At 58.8% G+C, this 20,577-nt stretch carries 17 protein-coding genes; 6 read left to right on the top strand and 11 right to left on the bottom strand.

Features of this window, described 5'->3' with window-relative positions:
* Positions 1-30: 30 nt before the first annotated feature.
* The 3 genes from lplT to ACL2XP_RS03525 all read right to left on the bottom strand — a co-directional run bounded on the left by lplT (position 31) and on the right by ACL2XP_RS03525 (position 4,182).
* Positions 31-1,236 carry a lysophospholipid transporter LplT gene (lplT, locus tag ACL2XP_RS03535; RefSeq protein ID WP_413737190.1) on the bottom strand — a complete coding sequence of 402 codons (1,206 nt, stop codon included), beginning with the start codon at positions 1,234-1,236 and terminating at the stop codon, positions 31-33.
* Positions 1,233-3,389: a bifunctional acyl-ACP--phospholipid O-acyltransferase/long-chain-fatty-acid--ACP ligase gene (gene aas, locus ACL2XP_RS03530; RefSeq protein ID WP_413737189.1), complete on the bottom strand. Its 2,157-nt coding sequence runs from the start codon at positions 3,387-3,389 to the stop codon at positions 1,233-1,235. Before aas ends, lplT begins: the two co-directional genes overlap by 4 nt.
* A 70-nt stretch (positions 3,390-3,459) precedes the next feature.
* Positions 3,460-4,182: a GNAT family N-acetyltransferase gene (locus tag ACL2XP_RS03525; RefSeq protein WP_413737188.1), complete on the bottom strand. Its 723-nt coding sequence runs from the start codon at positions 4,180-4,182 to the stop codon at positions 3,460-3,462.
* Between the two features lie 545 nt (positions 4,183-4,727).
* Here ACL2XP_RS03525 and galR point away from each other — a divergent pair.
* Positions 4,728-5,732, top strand: a complete 1,005-nt coding sequence (gene galR, locus ACL2XP_RS03520) for an HTH-type transcriptional regulator GalR (protein WP_413737187.1) — start codon at positions 4,728-4,730, stop codon at positions 5,730-5,732.
* A gap of 4 nt (positions 5,733-5,736) precedes the next feature.
* Here galR and ACL2XP_RS03515 read toward each other — a convergent pair whose 3' ends face one another.
* Positions 5,737-6,195, bottom strand: coding sequence for a GNAT family N-acetyltransferase (locus ACL2XP_RS03515; protein ID WP_413737186.1), 459 nt, complete (start codon positions 6,193-6,195; stop codon positions 5,737-5,739).
* A 195-nt stretch (positions 6,196-6,390) separates the two neighbouring features.
* On the opposite strand from ACL2XP_RS03515, the gene ACL2XP_RS03510 reads away from it, so the two are divergent.
* A complete protein-coding gene (locus ACL2XP_RS03510; protein ID WP_413737185.1) occupies positions 6,391-7,197 on the top strand; it encodes a formate/nitrite transporter family protein in 807 nt (268 codons plus the stop codon).
* A gap of 86 nt (positions 7,198-7,283) precedes the next feature.
* Here the strand turns inward: ACL2XP_RS03510 and lysA are convergent, their stop codons facing one another.
* Positions 7,284-8,582 carry a diaminopimelate decarboxylase gene (lysA, locus tag ACL2XP_RS03505; RefSeq protein ID WP_413737184.1) on the bottom strand — a complete coding sequence of 433 codons (1,299 nt, stop codon included), beginning with the start codon at positions 8,580-8,582 and terminating at the stop codon, positions 7,284-7,286.
* A 134-nt stretch (positions 8,583-8,716) separates the two neighbouring features.
* Between lysA and ACL2XP_RS03500 the strand changes: the two genes are divergently transcribed.
* On the top strand, positions 8,717-9,664 hold the full coding sequence (locus ACL2XP_RS03500; protein WP_413737183.1) for a LysR family transcriptional regulator: 948 nt from the start codon (positions 8,717-8,719) through the stop codon (positions 9,662-9,664).
* Here the strand turns inward: ACL2XP_RS03500 and ACL2XP_RS03495 are convergent.
* Together ACL2XP_RS03495 and ACL2XP_RS03490 are read right to left on the bottom strand one after the other, a co-directional pair.
* Positions 9,661-10,818 carry an MFS transporter gene (locus ACL2XP_RS03495; protein WP_413737182.1) on the bottom strand — a complete coding sequence of 386 codons (1,158 nt, stop codon included), beginning with the start codon at positions 10,816-10,818 and terminating at the stop codon, positions 9,661-9,663. The genes ACL2XP_RS03500 and ACL2XP_RS03495 overlap by 4 nt on opposite strands.
* A 213-nt stretch (positions 10,819-11,031) precedes the next feature.
* On the bottom strand, positions 11,032-11,859 hold the full coding sequence (locus ACL2XP_RS03490) for a tetratricopeptide repeat protein (RefSeq protein ID WP_413737181.1): 828 nt from the start codon (positions 11,857-11,859) through the stop codon (positions 11,032-11,034).
* A 597-nt stretch (positions 11,860-12,456) separates the two neighbouring features.
* Here ACL2XP_RS03490 and ACL2XP_RS03485 point away from each other — a divergent pair.
* Positions 12,457-14,043 (top strand): twin-arginine translocation signal domain-containing protein, encoded by a 1,587-nt coding sequence (locus ACL2XP_RS03485; protein ID WP_413737180.1) that lies wholly within the window; start codon positions 12,457-12,459, stop codon positions 14,041-14,043.
* A 95-nt stretch (positions 14,044-14,138) separates the two neighbouring features.
* Here ACL2XP_RS03485 and ACL2XP_RS03480 read toward each other — a convergent pair whose 3' ends face one another.
* On the bottom strand, positions 14,139-15,170 hold the full coding sequence (locus ACL2XP_RS03480; protein ID WP_413737179.1) for an NAD(P)H-quinone oxidoreductase: 1,032 nt from the start codon (positions 15,168-15,170) through the stop codon (positions 14,139-14,141).
* A gap of 261 nt (positions 15,171-15,431) precedes the next feature.
* Between ACL2XP_RS03480 and panS the strand changes: the two genes are divergently transcribed.
* The gene (gene panS / locus ACL2XP_RS03475) at positions 15,432-16,358 is read left to right on the top strand and encodes a ketopantoate/pantoate/pantothenate transporter PanS (RefSeq protein ID WP_413737178.1); all 927 of its coding nucleotides are present in this window, start codon (positions 15,432-15,434) and stop codon (positions 16,356-16,358) included.
* Between the two features lie 370 nt (positions 16,359-16,728).
* Positions 16,729-18,579, top strand: a complete 1,851-nt coding sequence (locus ACL2XP_RS03470; protein WP_413737177.1) for a DUF3413 domain-containing protein — start codon at positions 16,729-16,731, stop codon at positions 18,577-18,579.
* A gap of 75 nt (positions 18,580-18,654) precedes the next feature.
* Here the strand turns inward: ACL2XP_RS03470 and ACL2XP_RS03465 are convergent, their stop codons facing one another.
* The 3 genes from ACL2XP_RS03465 to ACL2XP_RS03455 form a co-directional block, all read right to left on the bottom strand.
* Complete coding sequence (locus ACL2XP_RS03465) at positions 18,655-19,200, bottom strand: YfaZ family outer membrane protein (RefSeq protein WP_413737176.1); 546 nt, start codon at positions 19,198-19,200, stop codon at positions 18,655-18,657.
* 113 nt (positions 19,201-19,313) lie between these two features.
* The gene (locus ACL2XP_RS03460; RefSeq protein ID WP_413737175.1) at positions 19,314-19,490 is read right to left on the bottom strand and encodes a DUF3606 domain-containing protein; all 177 of its coding nucleotides are present in this window, start codon (positions 19,488-19,490) and stop codon (positions 19,314-19,316) included.
* A gap of 241 nt (positions 19,491-19,731) precedes the next feature.
* Positions 19,732-20,562: an SDR family oxidoreductase gene (locus ACL2XP_RS03455; RefSeq protein WP_413737174.1), complete on the bottom strand. Its 831-nt coding sequence runs from the start codon at positions 20,560-20,562 to the stop codon at positions 19,732-19,734.
* Positions 20,563-20,577: the final 15 nt, after the last annotated feature.

Here is a 20,577-nt window from a genome sequence, read left to right as displayed (position 1 = left end):
GGCCATAGCGGCCGGATAAGGATCGCAGCGTCATGACCTGAGGGCCCTGCTCCGGGTGGTCCACCACAGCAGTACAATCGCCGCTGAAAACAGCACGCCGAAACCTATGCCGATGACGACGGCGGTGGCGCCCAATTTTACCACCAGCGAATAAAGCCCGAGCATCAGCAGCATGGCAATGTTCTCGCCAAAGTTCTGCACCGAGATGGCATTGCCCGCCCCCACGCTCTCCTTGCCGCGCTGTTGCAGCAGGGCGTTCAGCGGCACGATAAAAAAGCCGCCGAGGATGCCAATCAGCGCCAGCAGCATATAGGACGGCAGCAGATGATGTTGCAGGCTCAACGCCACTACCACCAGGCCCAGCAGGATACCGGCCGGCATGCAGCGCCGCACCGTTTCCAGCCGCACCAGCTTGGCAGCCGCGCCCGCGCCGAACACGATACCCACCGCCACCATGGCGTTGAGCGTGGTCGGGGTGGCGTTATCCATGATACCCAGCGCCACCGGCACCCATAGCACCAACAGGAAGCGCAGGGTCACCCCCGCCCCCCAGAACAGGCTGGTGCCGATAATCGAAAAACGGGTTTCGCCATTGCGCCAGAGCAGGCGGCAGGCGGACGCAAAGCCGCCAATCATGCGCACCGGGTTCCAGGAGTCGGCGCGTCTGGCGGCCGGCAACCGCGGAATAAACACATTGGCCACCACGGCCACGCCGAAGGTCAGGGCGCACACCGCCAGCGCCATGCCCACGTGCCAGTCCGCCAGTACGCCGCCGGCCACCGAACCGATCAGAATGGCGGCAATGGTGGAGGCTTCAATCAGGCCGTTGGCCTTTACCAGCTGCCCGCCGTGGGTTAATTCCCCCAGGATGCCGTATTTGGCCGGCGAGTAGGCGGCGGCGCCGACGCCCACCAGGCAATACCCGAGAAAGGGATTAAAGCCGAAACAGATAATCAGCGCGCCCGCCAGCTTCAGGCTATTGGCCGCCATCATGACCCGGCCTTTGGCGAAATTATCGGCGAATTGCCCGACAAAGGGCGCCAGCACGATATAGGCGCCCACGAACAGCATTTGCAGCACCGGCTGGCTCCAGGCCGGATAGTCCTGCTGCTTGATCAGCGCCAGGGTGGCGAAAAGCAGCGCATTATCCCCAAAAGCCGAAAAGAACTGGGCGCACATAACCGCCATCATAGGCCGGGACAAGAGGTTCGCCGGGGCGGTTTGGGTTTGGTTCATTCCTGGTTCTCCGTGGCATCAGCCATTTTTTTCAGCGCGACGAAATCGGGCTTGCCGCTGCCCAATAGGGGAAGTTCTTCAACATGGCGGATATCGCGCGGCACCGAAATTTCCGGAATACCGTCCTGGCGCGCCCGCTGCAACAGCCGGTCGCGGGTCAGTCCGGCGTCGGTGGTGAAAAGCACCAGGCCTTCCCCCTTGGCGTTATCGCTTTTGGCGGCGGCGCCGTGCCGGGCGTCGGGGGATACTTTGGTCGCCAGCTGCTCCACGCTTTCCAGCGAAACCATTTCTCCGGCCAGCTTGGCAAAGCGTTTGACCCGTCCCTGGATCGCGCAAAAGCCCTGGTCGTCGAGAGTGACGATATCCCCGGTGTCATACCAGCCCGCTTCTTTTACTCCCGCCCCGTTATCGGCGGCCGGGGTTTCCAGTACGCCGGGATGATCGACCCGCAGGTAGCCCTTCATGATATTCGGTCCGCGCAATTGCAACTGCCCGCCCCGTTCAATGCCCTGCACCGGTATCAGCCGCGCCTGCATGCCCGGCAGGATCAGGCCGACGGTATGCACTTTCGCCGCCATGGGAACATTAATGGCCACCACCGGCGCGCATTCGGTCACGCCGTAGCCTTCCAGGATGCGGATGCCGAATTTGTCCTGCCAGAGCACGCGGGTATTTTCCGAGAGCTTTTCCGCGCCGGCCACCACATAACGCACCCGGGCGAAATCATATTGATGGGCCAGCCGGCCATATTGCGCGAGGAAGGTGGAAGTACCGAACAAGACGGTGCAGTTCTGATCGTAAACCAGCTCCGGAATGACCCGGTAGTGCAGCGGGCTGGGATAAAGCAGCACCCGCGCCCCGGTCAACAGCGGCGCAAATAACCCGACGGTCAGGCCAAACGCATGAAACAGCGGCAGCGCGGAAAGAAATTTGTCCCGTGGGGTAAAATCCGCCACCGCGCGGATTTGTTCAATATTGGCCAGGATACTGTCATGGGAGTGCACTACGCCTTTGGGCGTGCCTTCCGAACCGGACGTAAACAACACCAGCGCGCTGTCGTCGGGCCGCTGCGCCAGCTCCGCGCGGGCCGGAACACACAAATGGCAGATAATCCACAGCTTATCCGCCAGCGTAACCGTGTCCTTGAGATCTTCCAGAAAAACCCAGTCCACCCCGCCGACTTCAATCGGCAGCGCGGTCAGTTTGGCTTTATCCAGGAACTGACGCGAACTGACGATGGTCTTTATGCCGGCGGCCTTGACGGCGTTGCTGATGCCGTTCGCCCCGGAGGTGTAATTGAGCAACGCCGGAATCCGCCCGCGCAGTCCCGCCCCCAGAATAACGGCGGCGGAAATGGTGGCATTGGGCAGCAGCAATCCCACGTGTTCTCCCGGGGTGGTGAAACGCTCCAGGATGCGGCTCACGCCCAGGGTTTTTTTCAACAATCCGCGATAGCTGTCCGCGCTAAAAGCAATATCCTCGATGCAGGGCTTGGAGGCGCCGTAGCGCCATGCCGCCGCCAATAGCGCCTGATAAAGGGTTTGCCGCGGTCTGGACGCCATGCGGGCATTCATCATGATGCGGTGCAGGTTTTCACCGGCGATGCGGCGGCGATCGCGCGCGCGCGGGGCCTGGGGCATCGGCAGGCTGACCGGTTTTTGCAGATGAATGGTGATTTTCGGGAACCAGTGGCGCTTGATAATGCCGCCCATGCGGCCAAACGGCGTCAGCTCCGGCCCATCCAGCCAGACGGGCACCACGGTGGCGCCGGAGCGGGACGCGACAAACGCCGCGCCGTCATAGATTTTCATCAGCGAACCGGTAACGGTAATCCGCCCTTCCGGAAATACCACCACCGGCCGGCCGTGGCCGATATATTTGATTAATTGCTTGATGCTGAGCGGCTTGGTGGGGTCCATGGGCAGGATATCCACGTAGCGTTTCACCGCGCGCATATACCAGGCGTCGGTAATAGTTGAATAAATGGCGAACACCGGTTTTACCGGCAGGAAAATCGCCAGCAGGATGCCATCGAGAAAGGAGACGTGGTTGGGGGTAATCATGACTTTCGGTTGGCGCAAGACCTCGGGATCGCCGATGACTTCCACCCGGTAAAGTAGCCGGAACAATTGGCGCAAAACTGAAAAAAGCATGCCATCTCCTTGTAGAATATTTATGGTCGCTGGCAACTGGTGCAATGGCCGGGATATTCCCGCCGCTGCATTATGCCGGTTTTCCCTGGCCAAATGCCGCCAGCGGCCCGATCTGTCGACCCTGGCCGGTAAAATTGCCCGGCGCCAGCCACTCGCGCAACGCCTGCCCGACGGCCGCCCATTCGCCATCGATGATTGAATACCAGCAGGTATCCCGGTTGCGGCCTTTGGCGACGATAGCCTGGCGAAAGGTGCCCTCAAATTGGAACCCCAGCCGTTTGGCCGCCCGGTTGGACGCCAGGTTCAAGCTGTGGCATTTCCATTCGCAGCGCCGGTACTTCAGGGTGTCGAAGGTATATCCCAGCAGCAGGAAAATCGCCTCGGTACCGCAGGCGGAGCGTTTCATCAATGGCGACCAATTGACCCAGCCTATTTCCAGTACGCCATTGGCCGGGTCGATGCGCATTAAAGCCACCGAACCGACCGCCTTGCCGGTGGCCAAATCCACCACGGCGAAATGCAGCGTATCGGCGGATGACGCATTGGCGGCGATCAACGCGTCGCATTCCCGCGGCGTCGCGGGCCGGTTAGCGGATAAGTAGGTCCAGTCGCGTCCGTCATCAATACGATGCCAGGCGTCGAACAGCGCCGGGCTGTGAACCAGCGCCAACGGCTCCAGGCGGCAAAACCGGCCCGTCAACGTCACTTTTTGCGCCATGGCGCGCGGCCGCCAGTCCGGCAGCGCCGCGCCGACGGGCTGACCAAACTCATTGACCACATTTGCTTTATCCATAATGAAGCCCCCAGACGGTTTTACAGGTGACCGGCTAATCCAGCGCCGCCGCTGCGAATTGAGCGCAGCCAGCGAGCGGTGCCGCCGCAGGCGCCAGTGACAAAAGGACGGCCAATGGGATTTGTCATCAAGCTCAACTGCTTAACAGTAACGTTAGCTTAACATGGGATAAATGCGTCGATGAGGGCAATAGTAAAACGCGGGCAAAAAAAAACCTACGCATCCGCGTAGGTTGGTGCAACTGAAATGGTTTCAACACAAAAAGTATGTTGATTTCTCACCAATCAATACCTCTGGGAATACATACTCTATAGACCGTTACTTGATTAAACTACCGCATAATCGCAAGATTACCGCTCGAAATGAAACCAACTGTAAAATTTACCCCATGATTAATTCCGCCCGGCAACTCATGGCATTCAACCGCTAATTTCCAATAATAGCGGCCCGATCACCAAACCTGTGCGCCAGCGCCTTGCATCGGGGGGGCTTTTCCGTAAAACTTATGAATGTAAACGATTACCCTAAGAGAGCTTAAAAGCGATATGGCCACCATTAAGGATGTAGCTAAACTGGCGGGTGTATCTGTCGCCACAGTCTCGCGCGTTATCAATAATTCACCCAAAGCCAGCGTTACATCGCGCCAGGCGGTGCTCGGCGCCATGGAAGAGCTGCAATATCACCCCAACGCCAACGCCCGGGCGCTGGCCCAGCAATCCACCGAAACGCTGGGACTTATCGTATCCGACGTATCCGACCCGTTTTTCGGCGCCATGGTTAAGGCCGTGGAACAGGTGGCTTACCGCACCGGCAATTTTTTGCTGATTGGCAACGGTTATCATATCCTTGATAAAGAACGTCAGGCCATCGAACAATTGATTCGCCATCGCTGCGCGGCGCTGGTGGTGCATGCGCAGATGATCCCGGAAGCGGAACTGAACGCGCTGATGGCGCATATCCCGGGCATGGTATTGATTAACCGCATCTTACCCGACTATGCCAACCGCTGCGTTGCCCTTGACGATCGTTACGGCGCCTGGCTGGCGACCCGCCACCTGATTCAGCAGGGCCACCGGCGCATTGCCTTTATCTGTTCAAGCCATCCCATATCGGACAGTACCGATCGGCTGCAGGGTTACCTGGACGGCCTGCGCGATCATCATATCGAGGTTGACGATAGGCTGATCGCCTATGGGGAACCCGACGAAGTGGGCGGAGAGCAAGCCATTACCGATCTGTTGGGACGCGGGCGCAACTTCACCGCCATCGCCTGTTACAACGATTCCATGGCCGCCGGGGCCATGGCGGTATTAAGCGACAACGGCATCGAGGTGCCCGAGGATATTTCGCTGGTGGGCTTTGACGATGTCCTGATCTCCCGTTACCTGCGTCCGCGTCTGACCACCATCCGTTATCCGGTGGTGGCGATGGCCACCCAGGCGGCGCAGTTGGCGCTGGCGCTGGCCAACGGCGATCCGCTGCCGGAGGTGACCAATACGTTCAGCCCCACCCTGGTACGGCGTCATTCGGTCGCCCCGCCGCAGTCGTGAGCGCTCAGCCGGCGGGTAACCGGTACAAATGCACCGGCAGGGCGGGATATTCGATGCCGTCCCCCATAGGCTCCCAGCCGTTACGTTCATAATAACCGCTGAACGTGGCGTATAAATAGAGATTGGCAAAGCCGGCCCGGCGGCTGAAATCGATGGTAAACCGCTGCAGCTCCCGTCCCAGGCCCTTGCCCCGCTGTCTTTCATCCACATACAGCGCCGCCAGCCACGGCGTCAGATCCTGGCGGGTCAATAGATCGCAGCGCCACAGGCCGACGGTGCCCGCCGGCTGCCCATCGTCGAGGGCGATAAAGGTAATGGGCAGCCCTTCGCGGCGCAGGCTGCTGTCGACAATCGCGGCATAAAATTCACGGCTGGCGCCGTGGCCAAAGGCCTGCCATAGCCAATCGGTCACCTGGTGCCGATGTTCGGGGCAATCGGCCAGCGGAACAATCACCCGCGCCATCAGTCGGACCGCCTCGCCAAAAGAGGCGCCGATAAAAACCAAATACCTGCCATTTCTGTTATCTCCCACTTAAGCAACGGGCCGCAACTTAACGATGTTTTATTTTTTAACATTATTTTTTAATTTTACCGTTGGCGCGGGTTCAGGGTAGGGATATTATGCAACCCACCCCTTTCCATTAACATAAAAATTACCATGTCGTTTCATTCACCTAAAGAAGTTGCAGCAATTGCCGTGCAAACCGGCGTGACCAAAAGCCGCGCCCCGCTGCCCTATTTACTGGTGCTCGGCTGCCTGGCCGGCGCGTATATCGCAATCGGGTTTATGCTTGATATCCATGTGACCGCCAGCCTGCCGGCCGATTGGGGATCGTTCGGCGTCTTTTTAGGCGCGTCGGTATTCCCGGTAGGCCTGGTGCTGACCCTGATTGCCGGCGGCGAACTGCTGACGGGTAATATGATGACGTTGCCCATCGCCTGGCTGGCGCGGCAGATCTCTTTTATGTCGCTGATACGCAATTGGTTTTGGATAACCCTCGCCAATTTTGCCGGCAGTATTATTATTGCCTGGTTTTTCGGCCACGTGCTTGGCCTGACCGAAGGCGCCTTCCTGGCCAAAACCGTCGCCACCGCCCAGGCAAAAATCTCCGCTGATTTCCTGCACGCTTTTATTTCCGGCATCGGCTGTAACTGGCTGGTCAGTCTGGCGGTATGGCTGGCCTATAGCGGCAAAGACGTGGCGAGCAAAATCCTGGGCATCTGGTTCCCCATCATGGCGTTTGTGGATTTGGGTTTCCAGCACGTGGTGGCCAACATGTTCGTGATCCCCGCGGCGATTTTTGCCGGCCAGGCGACGTGGGCGCAATATTGGGGCAATTTCCCGGGCGTATTTCTCGGCAACGCCGCCGGCGGCGCCATTTTTGTCGCCCTGGTTTATTATATCGCCTACCGCCCGATGGCGCAGGAAACCCGCCAGGCGCTGGCGGCGCAGACCAAGGCCTGAGTCCGGGCCACGCCACGCCGTGCTGAACCGGCATGGGCCGCGGCGTCCGCTGCCGCTGCCCAGGTAATGGTAATTAACCGCGCCGGTTATACTTCTGCCGGACGATCTCCCGGCAGCGTGCCGTCCACCTGCTCCAGCGCCAGCAATTCGTCCAGGGTCTGGCGGCGGCGAATCTGCCGCGGCCGGCCCTGTTCAAACAAGACTTCGGGCAGCAGCGGACGGGTGTTGTAATTGGACGACATGGAGGCGCCGTAAGCGCCCGTGTCATGAAAGACCAGATAATCGCCAACCCGGGCGGCGGGCAGCGGACGCGGCGCTATCCCTCCGCCGGCCAATTGGGTAAAAACATCCCCCGATTCGCATAGCGGCCCGCCCACCACGGTATCCAGGGTGGCGGCGCCGCGATCCCCGTCGTCGCCGGCGGCAATCACCGAAATATGATGGTAGCTGCCGTACATCGCCGGACGCATCAGATCGTTAAAACCGGCATCCACCAGCACAAAATGGCGGCTGCCCATATCCTTGACCGCCTGTACCTGGGCCACCAGTACGCCGGATTCGGCCACCAGAAACCGCCCCGGTTCGATCTCCAGCGTCACCGGATGGCCCAGATGCCGGCTAATCGCTTGGCGCGCGGCGTCCCACAGGCCAAAATAGTGTTCGGTATTGATGGGCTCTTCGCCAAACTGATACGGCACCGACAGGCCGCCGCCGGCGGAGATGGCATGCACATCCTGGCCGGAATCGATAACCTGCCGCACCATGGCCTCGCATACCTGCTGCAAATGGTCGTAATCCACCCCCGAGCCGATATGCATATGCAGGCCGATAAGCTTCAATCCATAGCGCCGCAGCTCGGCCAGCGCCAACGGCAAATCGGCATGCCAGATGCCGTGCTTGCTGTTTTCGCCGCCGGTATTGGTTTTTTGGCTATGGCCGTGGCCGAAACCGGGATTAATGCGCAGCCACACTTCATGGCCGGGCGAGAGCTGCCCGAGCTGGGTCAGCATATCCACCGATCCGGCATTCACCGGAACGGACAGTTCCACCACCCGCCGCAGGGTCGGCAGGTCAAACACATCGGCGGTGAACACAATATCGCCGGCAGAGCCGCCGGGCTGGTAGCCCGCCGCCAGCGCGCGCTCGATTTCGCCGAGGGACACGGAATCCACTTTGACCCCCTGCTCGCGCATCAGGCGCAGGATATGGATATTGGAGCAGGCCTTTTGCGCAAAGCGGATCGCATCGAATTTACGCAACTGGCGGATGCGCTCGATAATCACTTCGGCCTCGTACACCCATACCGGTCCACCATATTGCCGCGCCAGTTGGCGCAGATTGTGGGCGTTTAACGCGCTCCGGGTGTCGTACAGGCTGTGTGGCATAGCTTCCTCGTCGATTGTGGCGGCAAATGGGGTCGTTATTTGCCATTATTCAACAAACGCAGCCGTCAATAAAATATCTATTTTGCCGTCATCTATTCATCTATGATATGGCTTTGCGATAGCGGACTTTGCCCATGGCGGCCATTTCATTACGACATATCGATATTTTCCAGGCGGTGATGACCACGGGCAACCTGACCGAGGCCGCGGCCCTGCTCAATACCTCGCAGCCCACGGTAAGCCGCGAGCTGGCGCGCTTCGAGCACCTGCTGCAGATCGTCTTATTCGAGCGGATTAAAGGCCGGCTCAAGCCGACCGGCGAAGGGCTGCGGCTGTTTGAAGAGGTGCAGCGTTCTTTTTATGGCCTGGATCGCATTCTCAGCGCCGCCCATGCCATTCGCGAATTCCAGCAGGCGCAGCTATCGGTGGCCTGCCTGCCGGTATTTTCCCAATCCCTGCTGCCGCAGGTATGCCGGGAGTTTTTTCAGCGCTACCCGGCGGTAAGTCTGAGCATAGTGCCGCAGGAGTCGCCGCTGCTGGAGGAGTGGCTGTCCGCCCAGCGCCACGATATCGGCCTGACGGAAAATACGTTCACCCCTGCGGGCACCGAGCGGGAAACCCTGCTGACCCTCAACGAAGTCTGCGTATTGCCCGCGGGGCATTCCCTGGCGCAGCGTCAAGAGCTTACCCCGGAGGATTTTCACCACCAGCGTTATATCAGCCTGTCCGCCACCGACGCCTACCGACAGTTGCTGGATCGGCTGTTTAGCCAGGCGGGAGTGGAACGCGACATGGCCGTGGAAACCCACAGCGCCGCATCGGTATGCGCCATGGTGCGCGCCGGGGTGGGCATTGCCATCGTCAACCCGCTGACGGCGCTGGATTATGCCGCCGCCGGCGGGGTGGTATTGAAAACCTTCAGCCAGCCGGTGCCGTTCACGGTAAGCCTGATTCGGCCGCTGCACCGTCCGGCCTCGGCGCTGGTCAGCCACTTTATCGATTATCTGCATGAGTTCGCCGCCGCCGTCCCGGCCAGCCTGGCCCGGGCCATAACGCAGCAGCCTAGCCAGGCCAGCGACTAGGCCGCCAGCGGCCGGCCGGGCGCGCGATAAAAAGTCAGCAGGCAAACCAGCAGTCCGGCCACCGCCATCAGCGCCGCCGCCAGCGGAATGGCGGTCAGGCCCAAACCGGCGTTAATGACCCGGCCGCCGGCCCAGGCCCCCAGCGCATTGCCGATATTAAAAGCGGATATGTTCAGCGTGGAGACCAGATTGGGCGCATCGTCACCGTGGGCAACCACATTGATTTGCAGCGCCGGAACGGTGCTGAACGTGGCCAGCGCCCAAAAAAACAACGTGATCTCCGCCGGCAGCAGCGCGCGGCTGGTCCAGTAAAACAGTACTGAGAATACCGCAATCAGGGCAAAGCTCAGCATCAAGCTGGCGGAAACGCGCCAGTCCGCCAGCCGCCCGCCGATAAGGTTGCCCAAGGTTAACCCGCCGCCGATTAAAAATAGCGTCCAGCTGACCCCGCGATCGCCTACGCCGGTCACCTGGAGCAGCAGCGGCGCAATATAACTGAACAACGTAAACATCGCGGCGGCAAAACATACCGTCATCAGCAGCGACAACAATAAACTGCCGTTGCGCAGCGCGGCGAACTCCCGGGCCAAATCGGGAGGCGCGACGTCGCGCTGGGGCGGCAGGCTGGCCAGCAAGGCGACAAACCCTACGATGCCCAAGCCGGCGACGCACCAGAAGGTGGCGCGCCAGCCATAAATCTGCCCCAGCCAGGTGCCCAGGGGCACGCCCAGCACGTTAGCCAGCGTCAAGCCGGTAAACATCAGCGCCACCGCCGACGCGCGCCGATGGGCCGGCACCAGGCCGGCGGCCACCACCGCGCCGATGCCGAAAAACGCGCCGTGGCTCAGGGCCGTAACCACCCGCGCCAGCATCAACAGACCATAATCATAAGCCCAGGCGCACATGGCATTGCCGACGATAAAAATCACCATCAGCAGCGCCAGGCAGGTTTTGCGGGGCATCCTGGCGGTCAGCACCGCCATGATCGGGGCGCCCACCGCCACCCCGATGGCGTAACCGCTGATTAACCACCCGGCAGCCGGCAGCGTTACCGCCAGGCTGGCGGCCACCTGCGGCAATAATCCCATAATGACGAATTCCGTGGTGCCAATGGCGAATGCGCTCAGCGCCAGGGCCAGAAGAGCAACAGGCATAACCAACTCCCATTCGTAATCCCGCCCGCGGGCCGGTATTGTTTTTATCTGGAAAAAAAGCGTTTGGTAGGGAGAGCGGCTATCTATCTATAGGTATGGCAAGCGTCCTATGGCAAGGAGCAGTCAAAGTCGCGATCGCACAGCGTGGAACGATATTGTTATAGTGTTGTAAAAATAACACGCCGCGTTTATATCGCCAATCACGTTGCGTGCTTAATAAATCGAGACCCGGAGAAAATCCCCGCTGGCCCGGACATTCATGCCGAATCCACAGTCGCCGGCCACGGTATCCAGATGCACGCGATCCGGAGTAAAGTTCAGATTCACCTGACAGGCGGAGCCTTGTTCCTGCTCGTCCTGCAGATAAACCGCCTGGCCCCCCGCCAGCGATTGCACTACCGAGAAATTGCCCATATTAGGGCCGTAGTACAACCCCATGCCCGGCATGTAATAGCCGGCAAAGGTAATCCGCCAGTTATCGCCTTCAGGCATCACCGATACCGAACTCCACACCCCCTTGCCGGCATAACGCCAGTAATTGCCCATCGGCGTGGCGGCCAGCGCCGGTTGCAGGCGGTCGAGCACCGGCCGGATCAGCGCCAGGTTGGCGCGGCTTTTACCGTCATCGGGCGCCAGGGAGAGCCAGGCCCGGGCCTGCAAGGGTTCTCCCGAGCGGATCAGCGCCAGGGCGACGTTATTATAGGCGGTGGCCGTCGCTTCGCGCGGCAGGCGGCAAAATTCGCTCCAGGCCGCCTGGGCGGTGAACTCATCCACGGCGCGGGCCATATGGCCTTGCTGATAAGCGTTATTGCCCGCCTGCGCGTAAGTATCGATTTTGGCGCAATCGGTTTTGATTTGCTCATCTTCCGGCACCGTTTCGCTGATGACCGTACCTACGGGAGGAGAGCCTGCCGCATTCTGTACCGCACCCTCGATGGGATTGGCCTTGGCGGCGGCGATATCCGCCGCGAAGCCCGTGGCGCAGCATAGTACGGCAGTAGCCCCGCAGCCCGCGATCCACGTTTTCAGTTTCCAGTCCATCCCGCGCCCATACCCTAAGTGATCGGTAACCATTAGCGATAATGAAGCGCCGCAGGCAATAAGTAAAGATGCCGCCGCCGGGTAAAATCATCACCGCCGATGATGAATGCGGAGCGGCCGGCGTTTGGGCTGTCGACGGCGCCAGCCCGGGGCGCGGTCTGAGCCGGGACCCATCGGCGGCAATACCGGCATATTCCTTAACGGCCCCCGGCGCCGTGAGGGCGTTAAATAATCGCCGGCGCGCGAAAAAAATGGGCAAAAAATGGCGGTAGCGCGGCATCGTCCATGCTCTGTTGCCGCGTCGGTCGATAATAAGTGCGACAACCCGGAATGTTTTTTTTGGCAATTTGGCCACGCCATTAATTACTGTAGACTCAATAAGTAGCATTATTTTATAGCCCGCGTTTTTATTATGCGCGGTAATTAATCATATTATTTAAATGCTATTATTTTATCATTTTTTCTTAAGTTAAATAAAATACCAACCGACTATTTGATCCCATGACCGGGGTTAAAGCATAACGTAAATTAATAATTTTTATTTACCCCTCAAATAATATCCGAGGACGGAACAACTTTTTTTTGTGGAGTACCGATATGCAAAGACGACAATTTTTAAAAGGGGCCGCCGCCCTGGGTTTGGCCGCAGGCACCTCGGCGGTTGAGGTCGCGAATGCAGCGGGTGGCCAGGCGAACGGCGACTATGTCCTGCCGGATCATATTGCCGCAGCGCTGGCGCGGTTTCGTGAAACGATCCCGGCCCGCTTCGATCGCGCCTATGTTGAAAATTCGGTTATTCCTTTTTTTCTCGCCAGTTTTTATGAGGGCGAAAGGCCGATGCTGCCGCTGATTGATGTCAATCTCAGTAAGGAAAATGCCCTGCCCCATGATTTATGGGGACTGATATATAAAGAGTGGCGTCCCACCCCGGAAGAGGGGAGTACCGTCTTCCTGCAGGGCCTGGAGAATCGCGGCGCGGACAACCTGCGTAAACGCATTTATTTTTCCGCCGTCACTCCCGATCTCTACCAGCCCATGTACCAGGAAAAGGTGGTGGCCTTTTTCGATCGCTTAATGGATGACAAATTCGCCAACCGGCCCTTTATGCGCCACTATCTCGATTATTATTTCGATATTTACTGGGATTTACATCTGGGGGTGACGGGAGACGCTATTCCGCCGCAGGTGCGGGAAATCGGAGAAGCGTTTAATACCGTCCTGGCCTATCGTAACCCGCTGGAACCTATCGTCTATGATAATTATATGACGGTCCGTAAGCATCTGGATTTTTTAAAACAATGGATTGACGATCGGGTCGGGGATATTCAAAGCGGCCGCACGCCCCACCCCGAAAAAACCATGGCCTGGTACTGGCTGAAAAACGCCGGCGACGGCAAGCACTTCAGCCAAAAAGATATCGTATTTGAGTGCTTCCATAATTTTGTCGCCTTCAGCCAATGGGGCAACTCGATATTCGGTATTATGTCGCGCCTGTGCGAGCGGCAAGGGGACCCGGAGGTCCGCGGTATTTTCCACAACATCATGAGCGGGGATTATGATAATGCGGGCGATGCTGTCTATACGCCGCTGGAATTACTGGTTATGGAACTGTTTCGTACCATTTCCCCCAACAGCGGCAGTATTTCGGCGGTGGCGGATTCCCAAACCTCCGCCTACGGCGAGTCGCCCCACCGGCGTTTCGGCCTGGCGTTTGAACGCCACAGTTTTATTATGACGCCCCATACCACCACCAGCTTCAGCCCGATACATTGGCAGGAGCCGGAGCGCTTTGATCCCGATCGCTACCGGGACGTCCCCACCAGCGCCCAGATTAACGAGGAAAAAGTGCAGGAAATCGGGCTGGCGCGCTGCCCATTCCATATTACCGCCATGGAGGTCAACGACGGACGCAAGGTGAGTATCACCAATAGCGGATTCGGTACCGTATTCGGCGTGGTGGACGGCAAGCCTAAACCGGTGTGCGACTACGCGGGTTTTGCGCCCTTTGGCTTTAGCTATCGCCGCTGCCCGGGCGAACAGCTCACCATCCAGGTATTCGAAGATTTTCTGCGCAAGGTATGGCGCGATAAAATTACGTTTCACAAACTTGAACTGGCAAGCGTGGGGCGGGTACCCGTCGGCCCCGTGGCGGTGATCGATGACGATATCGGCTTTAGCCGCTGAGCGTAACCGCCCGGCGCGTGCTTCGCGCCGCTTAATGCGCCGGTAATCAAAACCCTGCCCGCCGCCGGCGCACTGCCGGCGGCGGGCAGGACGCCTCAGGCGCTCAGCAAATGGGCGTAGGCCCGGGTCACCAGCATAATTTTACCGATATGCGTGCTGCCCTCCATCAGGGCATGGGCGTCGGCGGCCTGCGCCAAAGGAAAAGCGCGCTCGATCAGCGGACGGATTTTTCCCGCGGCCAGCAGCGGCCAAACGTGCTGCTCCAAATCCGCGGCAATGGCGGCTTTGTCCTCCACCGGCCTTGGGCGCAGGGTCGAACCGGTATGCGTCAAACGTTTCGCCAGCATGTTCATCAGATTCAGCTCCTTCGCCGGCCCGTCCTGCACGCCGATTTGCACGATCCGGCCATCCACCGCCGCCGCCGCATAGTTGCGCGCCACATAGTCCCCGGCGATTAAATCGACGATCACATCCGCGCCGTGCCCGTCGGTCAGCCGCTTGGCCTCTTCCACAAAATCCTGCTTGCGGTAATTGATGGCCGCATCGGCCCCCAATTTCAGCGCCGCCGCGCACTTTTCATCCGAACCCACGGTGGTCAAGACGGTGGCGCCGAAGGCTTTGGCCAGCATAATGCTGACCGTGCCGATGCCCGAGGTGCCGCCGTGTACCAGCACGATCTCGCCGGCCGTCAACTTGCCGCGCTGGAACACGTTGGTCCAGACGGTAAAAAACGTCTCGGGCAGGGCCGCGGCTTCCAGCAGCGAGAACCCCCGCGGCACCGGCAGCGCATTGGTTTCATGCACCACGCAGTACTCCGCATATCCCCCGCCGGCAATCAGGGCGCAAACGTTATTGCCGATGGCATAGCGGCCAACGCCTGCGCCCATGGCCACCACCTCCCCCGCGATTTCCAGGCCGGGCAGATCGGATGCGCCGGCGGGTGGCGGGTAAGAACCTTTACGCTGCAACACGTCGGGGCGGTTGACCCCCGCGGCAGCGACTTTAATCAGCAAATAACCGGCGGCCGGCGCAGGAACCGGCCGTTCAACCGCGACCAGTTCTTCTGGGCCGCCGGGCTGGCGGATGGCAATCGCCTGCATGGAGGCGGGAATGGTATTGGAAGTCATGGAATCGTCCTGTGCAATCAAAAAAACGTGGACAGCGCCTGTCCACCCCTGGGCAATAGCCTAAAGCCTAGCCCACTTCTTCCCCCCGGACATCATTCACCTGCCTGGGCGTGGCGTGGGAACGTCCCGTTGGATGGTCAGTAATATATTGCCACCCGTAATAATTATCGGTACAAATAAAGCCGCTATGGCAAAAAAGCGGCCGGTGCCGGTCGCCGCACGATATCCAATATTATAAAAGACAATAAGGACACCTTTTCCATGTTAGCCAAGATTACCCGCCTGTTTCCGCTGTGGGCCGTATTACTGTCCATCGCGGCCTACTATACCCCTACGACCTTTACCCCCGTCGGCCCCTATGTCAGCATCCTTTTGATGCTGATTATGTTCGCCATGGGCGTAACGCTTACGGCCGGCGACTTCAAACGGGTGCTGTCCCGCCCGGCGCCGGTAGTGGCGGCCACCTTTCTGCATTATCTGGTGATGCCGCTGGCCGCCTGGGTGCTGGCCAAACTGTTCCATATGCCGCCCGATCTCTCGGCGGGCATGATCCTGGTGGGCAGCGTCGCCAGCGGCACCGCGTCCAATGTGATGATTTATCTGGCCAAAGGCGATGTGGCGCTGTCGGTAACCATCTCGGCCGTATCCACCCTGGTCGGGGTATTCGCCACGCCGCTGCTGACCCGTTTGTACGTGGATGCGCAGATCAAGGTGGATGTGGCGGGCATGTTGCTGAGCATCTTGCAGATCGTGGTCATCCCGATTTTTGCCGGCCTGGTACTGCATCATCTGTTTACCCGCGCCGTAAAGCGCGTGGAGCCGTTTTTACCCGCATTCTCGATGATCTGCATACTGGCGATCATCAGCGCGGTGGTGGCCGGCAGCCAGGGATTTATCGGTTCGGTGGGGCTGGTGGTGATCGTCGCGGTGATCCTGCATAACGGCATCGGCCTGCTGAGCGGTTACTGGGGCGGCAAGCTGTTTGGCTTTGACGAAACCACCTGCCGCACGCTGGCCATGGAAGTGGGCATGCAAAACTCCGGTCTGGCGGCCACCCTGGGCAAGATTTACTTCTCGCCCCTGGCCGCCCTGCCCGGCGCGCTGTTCTCGGTGTGGCACAATTTGTCCGGCTCGCTGCTGGCGGGTTATTGGTCCGGCCGCCCGATTAAAGGCGCCAAGCCTAAATAAGCGGACTCCGCCCCGGCCAGCACGGCGGGGCATGATATTTTCTCACCCACGTCCCCTCCCCAAGCTACGTCCGCCGCTACAGATGTCGATAAACCACGCGTTTTTCCCGCCGGTTGCCCATGACCTCAGCCATCCGTCCGAGTGATACCCACCGGCCAGACGTGCGGATAACCGCACGCCGGCGCGGCCAGTCTCTATACTTAAATTGAATTAATCGGTTATCGCCGTGATGGCGGCAAACCAGCGCGGCGAAGCGTTACAGTTTTTTACCAAATTAGATAAGCGAATAAATACAATATGGGTGTTAAATCTCACCGCCTTACACCGCGTTGCTGGTTTTGCAATAAAGCGCAATACAGGATTTATGACGATGAAGCTTAAATTGAATGCCTTCAGTTCAATCAGACCCAATCTAAAGTGGGCCACGGTATTCTGGCTGCTCAATATTTTTTTACTCACCGCCATTAGTTTCCGTTATTGGCAGTGGATTACCATTCCCCGCGACGACATCCGCTCCATTAGCTATTTGCTGACCACCCAATACGGTTTATTTGGCGCTTTCTGCCTGCTGGGCCTGGTCATCCACGGCTTGCTATGTTTTTTACCCGGCAAGCTATTCCGCGGCCTGGGCGTCATCGTGGGGTTCTGCGCCGCCGCGCTGCTGGTGATTGATACGCTGGTCTTCGCCCAATACCGGTTTCATATCAACGGCGTCGTGCTTGAAATGCTGTTTGAAGGACGCGACGTGGTGGATCTTTCCTGGTTCACCTGGCTGGTGGGCATCTGTCTGGGACTGCTGCTGCTGGCCCTGCAACTGCTGTTCAATTATCTGGCGCGGGGGGTGCCGGCGCTCGCCCGCCTCAGGGCACCCGGTTATAGCCTGCTGGCGGTCAGTATCCTGGTCAGCCAGGGTATGCATGCCTGGGACGACGCCAACTATAAAACCCGCATTCCCAGTTATACCCACGATTTCCCGCTGTATTATCCGCTGACGGCCAAATCCCGGCTGGTGGCCTGGGGGCTGGTGGACCCCGCCCGGGCGCTGAATAAAGAAAATAATCTGCAGGCGGAGCCGGCGGGCACATTAAATTACCCGCTGCAGCCCATCACGTTCGCTAAACCGGCGCAGCAGCCCAACGTGCTGTTTATCCTGATCGACGCCTGGCGCTATGACGATGCCAATGCCGCGGTCACTCCCAATGTGAACCGCTTTGCGCAGCAGGCGCTGCGCTTCCGGCAACACCGCAGCGGCGGCAATGCCACGGAGCCCGGTATTTTCAGCCTGTTCTATAGCCTGCCGGATACCTATTGGCTGGCGGTGCGCAACAGCGGGCAGCGCCCGGTGCTGATGCAGACCCTGGCCGATGAAGGTTATGAATTCGCCATTCACGGTTCGGCGGATCTTAACCATCCGCCGTTCGACAGAACGGTGTTTTCCCATATCCCCAATTTGACTATCAGCAACAGCGCCGTTTCCCCCGCGCTGCGCGATCGGCAAATTACCGATGACTTCAAGCAGTTCATCGACCAGCGCGACGGCAAAAAACCGTTTTTCGGTTTCCTGTTTTATGACGCCGCCCATGGCTACGATCTACCGCCCGATGCGGCAACACCGTTTAAGCCGTATTGGGAACGCGTGGATCATATTAAACTTAATAATGATTTCGACCCCACCGAATATCACAATCGTTATCGGGATGCGCTTTATTATGATGACGGTTTAATCGGCGAAATATTAACAAAACTGGCGCAGGCGGGGCTGGATAAAAATACCTTGGTGGTCATTACCTCTGACCATGGGGAAGAGTTCAACGATCATAAAAAGAACTACTGGGGACACGGCAGTAATTTCAGCGATGTTCAAATTCACGTGCCGATGTTTATGAAAATGCCCGGCAACCCGGGCGGTGATATTACCCGGCGCACCAGCCATTTTGACGTGGTGCCGACGCTGATGGAACAGATTGCCGGCGTTAAAACGCCGATGCGCGCCTACAGCGTGGGCCGTAATATGCTCACCCCGGATGCGCCGCACTCCGACGATATGATTGTCGGCAGCTATTATAATTACGCGGTGGTGTCGCCGGATCAAATAGACGTGGTCTATCCGGGCGGGATCTTCGAAACCTTCACGCCGGACCTGCGGCCCAGCAGCCGGCACCTGATGCAGGGCGAACGCCTGCGCGATATTATTGCGCAAATGTCGCGGTTTAATAAATAAACCGCCGACGGGAGGTGATACCGCACGCCGCCGTGCTTTCCCGCTCAAGGCGGGCAAGCACGGCGGCAACGCCGGTTAGAAGTTAACGGCGCCGCCGATATACGGCCCGTCGGCCAGGATATTGTCGCGATTGCCGTCTTTACCATCCATGGCCATATAGCGGTAGCCGACGCTGACGGTGACCAGCGGTATGGCGGTCAGGCGCAGGCCGGCATTGGCTTCGGTATAATTTTCCACGCCGCTGGAGAGGGAATCGGGTGAATAGTAGTATTCGCCATACAGGCTGAACAGATGCCCCACCGGCAGTTGCAAGCCGCCGCCCAGGGCGATGGCATAACCTTCATCGCCATCTTTCGGTCCCATATACATGCCTTTGCCGCCCACGGTGGCCATAAACGGGCCCAGCGGAATGTTGTAACCCAGCCCCAGGCCGGCCGCATCGCCGTTATCGTCGTTATGGGCCCAGTTGCCGCTCAGTGCGAGACCGGGGGTGGTGGTGCCGAACCCGATCCCTACATTAGTGTAATGTTCGGCGATATCGCCGGTGACGCTGACGGCTTGGGCGCAGGTGGCGGCGAATATCAGGCTGGCAGCGGCGCCAGCAGCAAGAATGGTCTTCATTATTTATCCTGAATCATTAAACATGGGTGGGGAAAAATCCACTGCCGAAGTTTAACGCAAAGGATGCTGGGTGTAATGAGGTTAATGAATTAAGTTAGCCGGCAAAGCATTTCCTACTTGCCGCAGTGCTCTTTGACCTCTTTGGTGCCATTGCCCACGGCCCGGATGGCGGCGGAGAGTTTTTGTTTGGTCACGCCCAGCGTTTGGGTCCAATACTCCACTTCCCAAGTTTCTCTCAGGCTAATGAAGTTTTTATCCTGCGGCTCTTGAAGCTGAATTTTTTCACTCATTGCTTTATGTCCCTGGATATGGGAATAGCCCCATTGTCGTTATAACTCTATTTTCGCTATAAATAGTTATATATTTATATGGGTTATTAACAATCGAATTAATTTAACTTCAAGGGCTGGATCATAACTGCGATAAAATAAACGGCTTTATCTGCGAAACGTGAAAAGGATCGCAGTAAGCCGGGCCGATAAAGGCATAACGGCCCGCGGGTGACTTAGCGGGCCGTTGGCGGCGGGCGGATTAGCCATCCGCCTCGGTGGAGCGGGCGATGGCTTCCTGGGACTCCAGCTCCGCCAGCCTTTGGGTCAATGCGGCGTGGATATGGTCATAGGCCTCATTGCCCAGGGCAAGACGTCTGGGCGCGGGGCTGCGATCCGTACTGGCGATAATTTCGCGCACCATTTTCACCGGGTCGCCCTTGATGGCGAATAAGCCGCTGTCCACGGCGCGGCGTACGTCCCCCGCCGGCGTAGATTCATACTCCGCCATAGACGGCGGGCGTACCAGTCCCCCGGCAAAACCGGTGCGCGCGGGACCGGGTTCGACCAGGGTGAACTCGATCTTAAAGGGGGCCACTTCCTGCGCCACCGCCTCGACAAATCCTTCGATACCCCATTTGGTGGCGTGATACAGGCTAAAATTGGGGTAAGCGATTTGCCCGCCCTCCGACGATACCTGCAAAATACGTCCCCCGCCCTGGCGGCGCAAATGGGGCAAAACCGCACGGATTACCTGGATCGAACCGGTAAGATTGGTATCGATTTGCCGGCGGACCTGATCGTCGCCGGCCTCTTCCCCCGCGCCGAACAATGCATAACCCGCATTGCTCACCACCACATCGATGCGCCCCCAATGCGCAAAAGCCCGATCGACCACGGCGCGTATCGTCCCCATTTGAGTGACATCCAGCGGAGCGATCCACAGGCGATCGCCGTATTGCGCCTGCAAATCGGCGAGGGCGTCGGTCTTGCGCAGGGTGGCCGCCACCCGATCGCCCCGGGCCAAGAGTTTCTCCGTTAATTCCCGTCCCAGGCCGGAAGACGTGCCGGTAATAAACCAGGTTTTAGACATATGCATTTCCTCGAT

Origin of the sequence: Sodalis sp. RH21 (genome assembly GCF_047324175.1) — a bacterium.
Classification (GTDB): domain Bacteria; phylum Pseudomonadota; class Gammaproteobacteria; order Enterobacterales; family Enterobacteriaceae; genus Acerihabitans.
This window is presented reverse-complemented; position numbering and strand designations above follow the sequence as displayed.

Bases quoted from the DNA above. Each gene is read 5' to 3' on its own strand.
- aas (WP_413737189.1), bottom strand. From the start codon at position 3,389: ATGCTTTTTTCAGTTTTGCGCCAATTGTTCCGGCTACTTTACCGGGTG.
- ACL2XP_RS03465 (WP_413737176.1), bottom strand. From the start codon at position 19,200: ATGAAGACCATTCTTGCTGCTGGCGCCGCTGCCAGCCTGATATTCGCC.
- ACL2XP_RS03495 (WP_413737182.1), bottom strand. From the start codon at position 10,818: ATGCCTGTTGCTCTTCTGGCCCTGGCGCTGAGCGCATTCGCCATTGGC.
- panS (WP_413737178.1), top strand. From the start codon at position 15,432: ATGTTAGCCAAGATTACCCGCCTGTTTCCGCTGTGGGCCGTATTACTG.
- galR (WP_413737187.1), top strand. From the start codon at position 4,728: ATGGCCACCATTAAGGATGTAGCTAAACTGGCGGGTGTATCTGTCGCC.
- lplT (WP_413737190.1), bottom strand. From the start codon at position 1,236: ATGAACCAAACCCAAACCGCCCCGGCGAACCTCTTGTCCCGGCCTATG.
- ACL2XP_RS03525 (WP_413737188.1), bottom strand. From the start codon at position 4,182: ATGGATAAAGCAAATGTGGTCAATGAGTTTGGTCAGCCCGTCGGCGCG.
- ACL2XP_RS03485 (WP_413737180.1), top strand. From the start codon at position 12,457: ATGCAAAGACGACAATTTTTAAAAGGGGCCGCCGCCCTGGGTTTGGCC.
- ACL2XP_RS03510 (WP_413737185.1), top strand. From the start codon at position 6,391: ATGTCGTTTCATTCACCTAAAGAAGTTGCAGCAATTGCCGTGCAAACC.
- ACL2XP_RS03490 (WP_413737181.1), bottom strand. From the start codon at position 11,859: ATGGACTGGAAACTGAAAACGTGGATCGCGGGCTGCGGGGCTACTGCC.
- ACL2XP_RS03460 (WP_413737175.1), bottom strand. From the start codon at position 19,490: ATGAGTGAAAAAATTCAGCTTCAAGAGCCGCAGGATAAAAACTTCATT.
- ACL2XP_RS03515 (WP_413737186.1), bottom strand. From the start codon at position 6,195: ATGGCGCGGGTGATTGTTCCGCTGGCCGATTGCCCCGAACATCGGCAC.
- ACL2XP_RS03470 (WP_413737177.1), top strand. From the start codon at position 16,729: ATGAAGCTTAAATTGAATGCCTTCAGTTCAATCAGACCCAATCTAAAG.
- ACL2XP_RS03480 (WP_413737179.1), bottom strand. From the start codon at position 15,170: ATGACTTCCAATACCATTCCCGCCTCCATGCAGGCGATTGCCATCCGC.
- ACL2XP_RS03500 (WP_413737183.1), top strand. From the start codon at position 8,717: ATGGCGGCCATTTCATTACGACATATCGATATTTTCCAGGCGGTGATG.
- ACL2XP_RS03455 (WP_413737174.1), bottom strand. From the start codon at position 20,562: ATGTCTAAAACCTGGTTTATTACCGGCACGTCTTCCGGCCTGGGACGG.
- lysA (WP_413737184.1), bottom strand. From the start codon at position 8,582: ATGCCACACAGCCTGTACGACACCCGGAGCGCGTTAAACGCCCACAAT.